This is a genomic window from Kluyvera sp. 1366 (assembly GCF_054823405.1).
The window spans coordinates 103,865-115,044 of the sequence record NZ_JBTRDW010000009.1; the positions used below are offsets into that span (position 1 = coordinate 103,865).

At 56.1% G+C, this 11,180-nt stretch carries 9 protein-coding genes; 3 read left to right on the top strand and 6 right to left on the bottom strand.

The window, feature by feature from the left end; translation table 11 throughout:
• Window positions 1-160: 160 nt before the first annotated feature.
• From thyA to rppH, 4 genes are all read right to left on the bottom strand, one after another.
• Window positions 161-955 (bottom strand): thymidylate synthase, encoded by a 795-nt coding sequence (gene thyA, locus ACVLVH_RS19670; protein WP_192412024.1) that lies wholly within the window; start codon window positions 953-955, stop codon window positions 161-163.
• Window positions 952-1,833 (bottom strand): prolipoprotein diacylglyceryl transferase, encoded by an 882-nt coding sequence (lgt, locus tag ACVLVH_RS19675; RefSeq protein ID WP_008109262.1) that lies wholly within the window; start codon window positions 1,831-1,833, stop codon window positions 952-954. Before lgt ends, thyA begins: the two co-directional genes overlap by 4 nt.
• 94 nt (window positions 1,834-1,927) lie before the next feature.
• Window positions 1,928-4,174: a phosphoenolpyruvate--protein phosphotransferase gene (ptsP, locus tag ACVLVH_RS19680; RefSeq protein WP_192412025.1), complete on the bottom strand. Its 2,247-nt coding sequence runs from the start codon at window positions 4,172-4,174 to the stop codon at window positions 1,928-1,930.
• Between the two features lie 12 nt (window positions 4,175-4,186).
• The gene (gene rppH, locus ACVLVH_RS19685) at window positions 4,187-4,714 is read right to left on the bottom strand and encodes an RNA pyrophosphohydrolase (RefSeq protein ID WP_007890933.1); all 528 of its coding nucleotides are present in this window, start codon (window positions 4,712-4,714) and stop codon (window positions 4,187-4,189) included.
• Window positions 4,715-5,396: 682 nt separating this feature from the next.
• On the opposite strand from rppH, the gene mutH reads away from it, so the two are divergent.
• The 3 genes from mutH to ACVLVH_RS19700 all read left to right on the top strand — a co-directional run bounded on the left by mutH (window position 5,397) and on the right by ACVLVH_RS19700 (window position 7,591).
• Entirely contained in the window at window positions 5,397-6,083 is a 687-nt protein-coding gene (gene mutH / locus ACVLVH_RS19690) for a DNA mismatch repair endonuclease MutH (RefSeq protein WP_110867967.1), read from the top strand.
• Between the two features lie 104 nt (window positions 6,084-6,187).
• Window positions 6,188-6,406, top strand: a complete 219-nt coding sequence (locus ACVLVH_RS19695) for a YgdI/YgdR family lipoprotein (protein ID WP_498949976.1) — start codon at window positions 6,188-6,190, stop codon at window positions 6,404-6,406.
• A 144-nt stretch (window positions 6,407-6,550) separates the two neighbouring features.
• Window positions 6,551-7,591, top strand: coding sequence for an NADP(H)-dependent aldo-keto reductase (locus ACVLVH_RS19700; protein ID WP_176973574.1), 1,041 nt, complete (start codon window positions 6,551-6,553; stop codon window positions 7,589-7,591).
• A gap of 47 nt (window positions 7,592-7,638) precedes the next feature.
• Here the strand turns inward: ACVLVH_RS19700 and lplT are convergent, their stop codons facing one another.
• Both lplT and aas read right to left on the bottom strand, forming a co-directional pair.
• Window positions 7,639-8,829 carry a lysophospholipid transporter LplT gene (lplT, locus tag ACVLVH_RS19705; protein ID WP_498949977.1) on the bottom strand — a complete coding sequence of 397 codons (1,191 nt, stop codon included), beginning with the start codon at window positions 8,827-8,829 and terminating at the stop codon, window positions 7,639-7,641.
• The gene (aas, locus tag ACVLVH_RS19710) at window positions 8,826-10,976 is read right to left on the bottom strand and encodes a bifunctional acyl-ACP--phospholipid O-acyltransferase/long-chain-fatty-acid--ACP ligase (RefSeq protein ID WP_222211037.1); all 2,151 of its coding nucleotides are present in this window, start codon (window positions 10,974-10,976) and stop codon (window positions 8,826-8,828) included. The genes lplT and aas overlap by 4 nt, the downstream gene beginning before the upstream one ends.
• Window positions 10,977-11,180 lie beyond the last annotated feature (204 nt).

An 11,180-nucleotide genomic window follows, 5' to 3' on the forward strand; every position in this document is an offset into this window, starting at 1 on the left:
GCATCATGAAGTTCAACAAGGGAGAGAAATCGACGTTGGGAAACGTTGCGCAGGAAATCGAGGAGAGGTGCAGAGAGATACAGCGTTTTGTGAGACAGATTCAGGATTAAGGTGCGATTTGGGCGTGGTCGCCATGAATGGCGACCTTGCGGGAGTGGCGTTAAATGGCGACGGGCGCTTTTATGGCTGGATGCGGATCGTAGCCTTCAATCTCGAAATCATCGAACTGATAATCGAAGATAGAAGCCGGTTTACGCTTGATTACCAGCTTCGGTAACGGGCGCGGCTCACGCGTTAATTGCAGGCGCGCCTGCTCTAAATGGTTGCTGTACAGATGCGTATCGCCACCGGTCCAGACAAAATCGCCCACTTCAAGATCGCACTGCTGCGCCACCATATGCACCAGCAGCGCATAGCTGGCGATGTTGAATGGCAGCCCCAGGAAGATATCGCACGAGCGCTGATAGAGCTGGCAAGAGAGCTTGCCGTTGGCCACGTAGAACTGGAAGAAGGCGTGGCAAGGCGCCAGAGCCATGTGATCCAGCTCGCCCACGTTCCACGCCGAGACAATGATGCGACGCGAATCGGGGTCACGCTTCAGCTGCTCAATCACTTTACTGATTTGATCAATCTCTTCACCCGAGGCGCTGCCCCAGCTGCGCCACTGCTTGCCGTAGACCGGGCCGAGATCGCCGTTCTCATCGGCCCATTCGTCCCAGATGGTGACCTTGTTCTCTTTCAGGTAACCGATGTTGGTCTCACCTTTCAGAAACCACAACAGCTCATGAATGATGGAGCGCAGGTGCACTTTCTTGGTGGTGACCAGCGGAAAACCATCCTGCAAATTGAAACGCATCTGGTGGCCAAAGATGGAGAGCGTGCCGGTACCGGTACGGTCGGCCTTTTCTGCGCCTTCATTCAGCACATGTTGCATTAGGTCCAGATACTGTTTCATTTTACCTCACGAGTTTGTTGCTGCGGGCGACGACGATACGCCCAGATCATCATAATCACACCGGCCAGAATCATCGGGATCGACAGAATCTGTCCCATGCTGACGCCGCCTTCAAACAGGCCAAGCTGCGCATCCGGCTGACGGAAGAACTCCACGATGATGCGGAATGCGCCGTAGCCAATCAGGAACAGGCCCGAGACGCTGCCCATGGGGCGCGGCTTGCGAATAAACAGGTTGAGAATGATGAACAGCACGATGCCTTCGAGGCACAGCTCATACAGCTGCGACGCGTGACGCGGCAGCACGCCGTAGGTGTTCAACAATTCCTGGTACTGCGGATTGTTGGCCGCCAGCGCGATATCTTCGCTGCGTGAACCGGGGAACAACATCGCGTATTTGAAATCGGGCGCCACGCGGCCCCACAGTTCGCCGTTGATGAAGTTACCGAGACGACCGGCCCCCAAACCAAACGGGATCAGCGGTGCAATGAAATCCGCTACCTGGAAGAACGTGCGCTTGGTACGGCGTGCGAAAATCAGCATCACCACAATCACACCAATCAGGCCGCCGTGGAACGACATGCCGCCATCCCAGACCTTAAACAGATACAGCGGATTCTCAAGGAACAACGGCAGGTTGTAGAACAACACATAGCCGATACGTCCACCGAGGAATACGCCGAGGAAGCCCGCATACAGCAGGTTTTCCACTTCCTCTTTTTTCCAGCCGCTGCCAGGTTTGTTGGCGCGTCGCGTCGCCAGCCACATAGCAAATACAAAGCCCACCAGATACATCAAGCCGTACCAGTGAAGCGAAACCGGTCCGATAGAGAAAATTACCGGATCGAATTGGGGAAACGAAATGTAGCCGTCAGTCATCTTTCACCATCATTTTTCTGCCCTGAAACGGGACAATAAAAGGCTGCGCATCATAGCACAGCCACTTTTTTTACAGGTCGTGAAGTTGTAACCGTTAACGCCCGCCGCGAATCAAACCGCCTAAACCACGGCGCTCCATAAAGGTGGAGACCAGATGGCGCACTTCCGAGGCGGTATGCGCGGCCAGTCCATGCTCGCTGAGCTTCTGCGCCTCTTCAAAATTGAGATGGCGCAGCAGATATTTTACCCGCGGCACGTTCTTGCCGTTCATGCTGAGATGGTGATATCCCATGCCCACTAACAGCGCGACACACATTGGATCGCCAGCCATTTCACCACACAAACAGAGCTCCAGCTTGGCCTGGCGGGCTTCGCTGGCAATAGTGTGCAGCGCCCGCAGCATCGCCGGATGCAGCGAATCATACAGGTTCGCCACGCGCGTATTGTTGCGATCAACCGCCAGCAGATATTGCGTCAAATCGTTGGTGCCAACCGAGACAAAATCGACGCGATCCGCCAGATGCGGGATCATAAACAACATCGACGGTACTTCAATCATGATGCCAATGCGCGGCTTGGGAATCACATAGCCGAGCATCTCTTCCACTTCGCGGCCAGCGCGATCAATCAGACGACGCGCATCATCGATCTCATCGATATGGCTGATCATCGGCAGCAGAATGCTCAGGTTGCCGGACGCCACGTTGGCACGCAGCATGGCGCGCACCTGCACCAGGAAGATTTCCGGCTGATCGAGCGTTAAGCGAATGCCACGCCAGCCAAGGCACGGATTCTCTTCGCTGATCGGCATATACGGCAGCTGTTTGTCCGCACCGACATCCAGCGTACGCAGCGTCACCGGTTTGTCGTAGAACAGCTGCAACATGCCCTGATACTGCGCCACCTGCTCCTCTTCGGACGGGAAGCCGTTGTGCAGCATGAATGGAATTTCGGTGCGGTACAGACCGATGCCATCCACCCAGTTATCCAGCGCCTGCTCGTGTTCCGGGCTGAGACCGGCATTCAGCATCACCTGAATGCGTTCACCGCTTTTCAGCTCGCCGGGCTGCTCGACCACGCCCTCGGCCATTTTGCTCAGCGCGTTCTCTTCGCTGATTAAACGCTGATACTCCTGCACCAGCACCGGTTCCGGATCGATCAGCACTTCGCCGCGATAACCATCAACAATCAGCAAGCGCTTGTTAAGCTGCGCCGGCAGGATATCGGCGCCCATCACGGTGGGAATGCCCATCGCGCGCGTCAAAATCGCCGCATGCGAGTTGGCGGCACCGTCGCGCACCACCACGCCCGCCAAACGCTCCTGCGGCAATTCAGCCAACGTGGTGGCGGTGAGTTCATCCGCGACTAACACGAAGCGTTCCGGCCAGGCATTGGTGCCGACCAGCGAATCATCGAGGTGGAACAGCAGACGTTGACCGAGCACGCGCAGATCGCCGGCGCGCTCGCGTAGATATTGATCCTGCAAATTGGCGAACTGCTCGGCGAACTTCTCGATCACCGTTTTAACCGCCCACTCCGCTACCGATCCGCGCTCGATCTCATCAAACAGATCTTTCTTCAGGCGTGCATCGGTGAGCAGGTGCGAATAGAGATCGAAGATCGCCGCGCTCTCTTTCTGCACGCTGGCAGCAAAGCGTTTACTGAAGCGGCGGAATTCGTTGCCGGCCTCGCCCATCGCCAGCACCAGACGCTCGCGTTCGCGCTGCACGTCAAGCGTGGACGCAGCAGAAACCTGATCGAGCAGCGGCTGAGTTTCATCCACCCAACCCGGCGCGACCGCCACGCCCGGCGCAGCGGCAATCGCTTTTACCCGCGTCTGACGGAATTGACCAAACAGTTGACCAAGCTGCGACTGCGACAGCAATCCCGCCATTTGCGTGGCGAGCGTGACGAGGAATGACTCTTCGCTTTCATCAAACTGACGGTGTTCGCGCTGCTGGATAACCAACACGCCAAGCAGCTGGCGGCGGCTGATAATCGGCACGCCGAGGAAGGAGCGATAACGCTCCTCTTTAACAGAAGGAATGTATTTGAAGCTGGGATGGCTTTGCGCGTCGGCGAGGTTGATCGGCTCGGCTAAGCGTCCAACGAGGCCAACAATGCCTTCGTCAAACGCCAGCGTGACCGTACGACCACGCGGCTTTTTTAGCCCGCGTGTCGCCATCAGGTAGTAGCAACGACGATCGTGATCGGCGAGATAAACCGAGCAAACCTCGGTTTCCATCGCAAGGCAAATTTCGTTTACCAGAATGTCGAGTGCTTCATTCAGACGTGGAGCACTCGCCACTTTCTCTACTATTTCGCGTAACTGAGTGAGCATAAAGGGCGTGGCCTATCCTCTTTTACGTCGTTGGGCGGCGTTATTACGCTGCCCCGCACTCTCCTGCATAGACATCACTACGCCCGCGAATTCTTTCATTACGCGGCGATATACATCGCGCTTGAAAGAGACCACCTGACGTACCGGATACCAGAAGCTAACCCAGCGCCAACCATCAAACTCGGGTGTGCTGCTGTGCTGCACATTGATTTCCGCGTCACTGCACATCAACTGCAGAAGAAACCACTTTTGTTTCTGGCCGATACACACCGGCTTTGTGTCCCAACGCACCAAACGTTTTGGCAACTTGTAGCGTAACCAGTTTCGGGTTGAAGCAAGTATTCGAACATCTTTGCGGTGTAAACCCACTTCTTCGAACAGCTCGCGATACATCGCCTGTTCAGCAGTTTCACCCGGATTGATGCCTCCCTGAGGAAATTGCCAGGAGTGCTGTCCAAAGCGCCTGGCCCACAACACTTGTCCTTGCCTGTTACAGATTACGATACCAACATTCGGGCGGTAGCCATCATCATCGATCACTGGACTACCTCAAAGCTAAATTTGAATAGCCTGATTGTTTCACACTCCTTACAGGCGGTAAACCACTGGATAGCGGGCCGCAGGCGGAATAAAAACAGGATAACTCACAGAGATTAGCCAAGTTATAAACAGATGCCCCCATTTATCGGCGATCTTATTCACCTTTTCTGTGGATAGCTTTGTGCAGAACACGGGAATGAATTGAATAACCCCTTCGGATAAATCTCATCACCCAACATAACAATACGCAAAAAAATCATCATATTCATCGGGATATGACTTATTAACCGTTAAATCGTTACCAGGATCCGTAGTTATACTCCGCTCAGTTTTTTCGATCGGTTAAAGATCCATCACCGACGTTTTTATCCACAGAGAATGCCCTAAACCTGGTCAAAGAAAGGAAAAAAAGCGTTCAAAACGCGAAAGTCAAGGCTGTAAATGGAAACAGGGGTATGCCCAAAAGGGTGTTACCCCACTTTTCTGTGGATAACCAGGTTCAACACCTGTTCATTGTCGATAACAAGCTGGGATAACCGGGCCATATCACTGGATCGACCCATTCTATTGAAATAAAAAAGCATGCTGAATCATGCTATTATCACCTTTATTCAACTAACTGCCATGTGGACAAATCCGGCTCGCGTTTACTGTTCACTCTTTAACCAATGTAGGTTTTAGCATGCACTTCTCACCGTTATTGCCATCGCCACCTGAAAACGAAGCGGAATTACTGCAGCGCGCACAGCAGCTGGCGGGACAGACCTTTGCCGCGCTGGCGGCGCAGATTAACCTGCCGATTCCGGCAGATTTGAAACGCGACAAAGGCTGGGTTGGCATGCTGTTAGAGCTGCATTTGGGTGCCAGCGCTGGCAGCAAAGCCGAGCAGGATTTCGCCCATCTCGGCATTGAGCTGAAAACGATTCCGGTAGATGCGCAGGGCAAACCGCTGGAAACCACCTTCGTGTGCGTCGCGCCGTTAACCGGCAATAGCGGCGTAACCTGGCAAACCAGCCATGTGCGGCACAAACTGGCGCGGGTGCTGTGGATCCCGATCGAAGGCGATCGTGCTTTGCCGCTGGCCGAACGCCGCGTCGGTTCGCCGCTGCTGTGGCATCCGAGTGCAGAAGAGGAGCAACAGCTGCGCGAAGACTGGGAAGAGTTGATGGATATGATTGTGCTCGGTCAGGTGGAGCGCATCACCGCACGTCACGGTGCCTGGCTGCAAATCCGCCCTAAAGCCGCCAACAGCAAAGCGTTGACCGAAGCGATTGGCGAACACGGCGAGCCAATCATGACGCTGCCGCGCGGCTTTTATCTGAAGAAAAGCTTCACCGGTCCGCTTTTGGCGCGACATTTTTTACTGTAAATGCATATTGCTGCCGATAATTTTAGGAATGATGCGATTACTCCTAACGACGAAAGCATTTATTACTACACTTTTGCTGTTGAAGTCGCGAGAAGGAGATAAGAATGAAAGGGTTGGTGAGTGCAGTAGGTTTAACCTTGGTGACGCTGTTATTGAGTGGTTGTAGCAGTGATTACGTCATGGCGACCAAAGATGGCCGCATGATCATGACAGATGGCAAACCCGCCATCGACAAAGAGACCGGATTGGTACAGTACTCCGATGAGCAAGGCCATCAGATGCAGATCAATGGTGACGAGGTTTCAACCATCATTGAGCGTTAAGTGCCAAATTGCCCTGCCTGCACGCGTTTTCCCCTTGTGCAGGCGATTTCCCGAACTTTCCCCTCTTCCTTCCGCGCCGCTTCACACGCTATAGTCCCAAAGGACACAACATTCCCTTTCATAATGAAAAAAGGATGCCGGCACATGCACTATCACCGTATTCCCCATAGCACGCTGGAAGTGAGTCAGCTGGGGCTTGGAACCATGACGTTTGGTGAGCAGAACAGCGAAGCCGACGCCCACGCACAACTTGATTACGCGGTTAGCAGTGGCATCAACCTGATTGATACCGCAGAAATGTATCCGGTGCCGCCGCGCCCGGAAACCCAGGGATTAACCGAACAATACATTGGTAGCTGGCTGAAGAAGCGCGGCAGCCGTGACAAAATCATCCTCGCCAGCAAAGTAGCCGGTCCGGTACGCGGCGCGGATGCGTCGATTCGCCCGAACCAGGCGCTGGATCGCAAAAACATCCGCGAAGCGCTGGATGCCAGCCTGAAACGCCTGAACACCGATTATCTCGATCTCTATCAGCTGCACTGGCCGCAGCGTCAAACCAACTACTTCGGCAAGCTGGGTTATCAATACACCGATTCCAGCGTGCCGGTGACGCTGCTGGAGACGCTGGAAGCGCTGACCGAACAGGTGCGCGCCGGTAAGATTCGCTACATTGGCGTGTCGAACGAAACTGCGTGGGGCGTGATGCGTTATCTGCAGTTGGCTGAAAAGCATGAGCTGCCGCGTATTGTCACCATCCAGAACCCGTACAGCCTGCTGAACCGCAGCTTCGAGGTTGGTTTAGCGGAGATCAGCCAGCATGAAGGCGTCGAGTTGCTGGCGTATTCCAGCCTGGCGTTTGGTACGTTGAGTGGCAAATACCTGAACGGTGCGAAACCCGCCGGTGCGCGCAATACGCTGTTTAGCCGCTTTACCCGCTACAGCGGCGATCAGTCACAGCAGGCGATTGCTGCCTATGTTGCGCTGGCGCAGAAGCACAATATGGATCCGTCGCAGATGGCGCTGGCGTATGTGCGTCAACAGCCGTTTGTCGCCAGCACCTTGCTGGGCGCCACCACGCTGGAGCAGTTGAAGATTAACGTTGAGAGTTTCAATCTGACGCTGAACGCCGATGTGTTAGAGGAACTGGAAGCGATTCATCGCCAGTTTACCTATCCGGCCCCGTAAAACCGTAAGGTCGCCATTCATGGCGACCTTATTAATTACCTCACCATCTACCGCCGCGCTTTCCACCACAACACCGCAATCGCCACGGCGAAAATCGCGCCGAATCCGACGCCGGTCGCCACCGCAGGCGCGCCCAGCTTGATCGCCACGGTATACAATCCCAGCATCAGCAACATCGCGGTATTCTCACCGAGATTTTGCACCGCAATCGCGTTGCCCGAACCCACGGACGCCTTGCCACGCTCCTGCAGCAGCGCATTGAGCGGTACCACGAAGAAACCACCCAGCGCACCAATCAGCATCAAAGCCAGATAGGCATTGAGCAAGCTGGTTTGCAACGCGAACACCACCACCATCACGCCAATCAGCACACCGGCTGGCATGCAGCGACGCACGGTTTGCAGCGTCACCAGCTTCGCCGCTGCTGCCGCGCCAATCACGATGCCAATCGCCACCATGGCATTCAGCGTGGTCGGGGTTTTGTTATCGCTGATGCCGAGCGCCACCGGCACCCACAGCACCAGCAGGAAACGCAGCGTCACGCCCGCGCCCCAGAACAAGCTGGTGCCGAGCAGCGAGAAGCGCGTTTCGCCGTTGCGCCACAGCAGCTTAGTGGCCGCGATGAAACTGCGCAGCATGACGCCAAAATGCCAGCTCTGACCGGGACGCGCTGCCGTCAGGCGCGGAATAAAGATGTTCGCCACCACCGCCATCGCATAGGTCATGGCACACACCACCAGCGCGGCGACCAGGTTCCAGTCCGCCAGAATACCGCCCGCCACCGAACCCAGCAGAATCGCCGCAATGGTCGAACCTTCCATTAAGCCGTTGGCTTTTACCAGCCGTTCACCGCTGGTGATCTCCGTCAGGATGCCGTACTTGGCCGGCGAATAGGATGCCGCGCCAATCCCCACCAGCGTATAGCCGAGGAACGGATTGAAGCCGAAACAGATAACCAGCGCGCCGAGCAGCTTAAGACTGTTGGCGAACATCATTACCCGACCTTTGGCAAAGCTATCCGCCATCTGCCCCACGAACGGCGCGAGCAGAATGTAAGTGGCCACAAACAGCATTTGCAGGATCGGCTGACTCCAGTCCGGATAGAACTGATTTTTCAGCACCGCCAGCGTCACAAACAACAGCGCGTTGTCGCCAAATGCCGAGAAGAACTGCGCCACAATCACCGCCAGCATGTTGCGCGATAACAGCGGTGCATCCTTATTTAACGCCTGGCTCATGCCTGCTCCTCTTCCGCCAGCTGCTTGAGGCTGACATAGTCCGGTTTGCCGCTGCCCAGCATCGGCAGCTGTTTCATCACGCGGATATCGCGCGGCACCGCCAGTTCCGGCGCGCCAATTTCACGCGCGGCTTTCAGCAGCGTGTCGCGGCCCAACTCGCTGTCGGTAGTAAACAGCACCAACGCTTCGCCTCGATTACCGTCCGGACGCAGCGACGCCGCATGCTGCTTCTCGTTAGAGGCTTTCAGCGCAATCTGCTCCACAATCTCCAGCGACACCATCTCACCGGCAATTTTGGCGAAGCGTTTCGCACGGCCCTGAATCTGGCAGAAACCGCCTTCATCAAAGCTGACGATATCGCCGGTGTCGTACCAGCCCGCTTCCATCTCGCCTTCGCCGTTATCGGCGACCGGGACTTCCAGCACGCCTGGATTTTCCACGCGCAGATACCCGTTCATCACGTTCGGACCGCGCAGCTGCAGGCGACCGCCCTGCTCAATGCCCGGCACCGAAATCAGACGCGAATCCATGCCCGGCAGAATGCGGCCCACGGTGTGATTTTTTGCCGCCATCGGCACGTTGATCGCCACCACCGGCGCGCACTCCGTCACGCCGTAGCCTTCGAGAATACGGATGCCGTATTTTTCCATGTAGATCTGACGCGTCGCTTCCTGCAGTTTTTCCGCGCCCGCCACCACATAGCGCAGACGCGCAAAATCGTACGGGCTGGCGAAACGCGCATAGTTGCCAAGGAAGGTTGAGGTACCAAACAGCACGGTGCAGTTACGGTCGTAAACCAGCTCCGGCACGATGCGGTAATGCAGCGGGCTCGGATAGAGAAACACCTGCGCACCGGTCAGCAACGGGGTAAACAGGCCAACGGTTAAACCAAAAGCATGGAACAGCGGCAGCGCCGACATAAAGCGGTCACGCGGGGTGAAATCCGCCACGGTACGAATCTGCTCAACGTTCGCCAGCAGACTTTTATGCGAGTGCACCACACCTTTGGGATGGCCTTCCGAACCGGAGGTAAACAGCACCATCGCCGCATCTTCCGGCTGCTGCGCCACCAGCGCACGGCGCGGCATCAGCAGATGCGCCACAATCCACAACTTGTCCTGCAGCGTAACGGTATCTTTCAGATCTTCCAGATAGATCCACTGCACTTCGGTCAGTCCCTGCGGCAAGTGCCACAGGTTGCCTTTTTCGAGGAACTGCCGCGAGGTAAACACGGTTTTCACCTGCGATGCGGTCAACGCCGCACGCATGCCATTCACGCCTGCGGTGTAGTTGAGCATCGCCGGAATGCGCCCGCGCAGCGAAGCACCGAGAATCGCCGCCGCCGTCACCGTGGCGTTCGGCAGCAGCAGACCGACGTATTCACCTTGCTGGCTGTAACGCTCCAGAATGCGGCCCACGCCAAGCGCTTTCTTCAGCAAACCGGTGTAGCTATCCGGTTTGAAGTTGACGTCTTCGATGCACGGCTTCATCGCGCCATAACGCTGACGCGCATTGAGGAAAGCCTCGAACAGCGTCTCACGCGGACGCACTGCCATGCGGGCTTCCATCATCACATGATGCAGGTGCTCGCCCGCCAGCGTGCGGCGATCGCGCGCGCGTTTGGCTTCAGGCATTGGGATTACCGTTGGCGGCAGCACCGTTAAGGTGATGCGCGGGAACAGGCGCCGTTTAAACACGCCCGCCAGACGACCAAACGGCGTATATTCCGCGCCTTCGATACGCATCGGCACCACGGTGGCACCGGATTTCGCCGCCACAAAGCCGGCGCCGCTGTAGATCTTCATCAGCGATCCGGTCACGGTGATGCGCCCTTCGGGGAAGATCACCACCGGACGGCCCTGATTGATCATGCGCACCAGATGTTTGATCGACATCGGCTTGGTGGGATCGAGCGGAACGAAGTCGATAATCGGCTTCAGCAGACGCATAAACCATTGATCGCTGATCGACGAATAGACCGCGAACACCGGTTTGATCGGCAGAAACAGCGCCAGTAATACCCCATCCAGAAACGACGTGTGATTGGGGGTGATCAGCACTTTCTCTTTATGCAGTGCCGCGAGGTCGCCGCGCAGTTCCACACGCCACAGCAGGCGGAACAGGAAACGGAAAAAAGTGAGTAGCATGCCAGCTCCTTAGCAATCGTAAAAAATGGCTCTTACGATGCAGGATCTGGGGATTTTCGACAAGTGGCGTGGTGATTTAAACGCAATAGCGGTCGTAGGGCCGCCATTCATGGCGTAATGCTTGTCAGTTAAGCCAACGATGAGTGCGCAGGCCGGGGCCACTTTTGGTCCGGCGGTCCTCGCGCCGCTAGCGCGGTGCCTTCA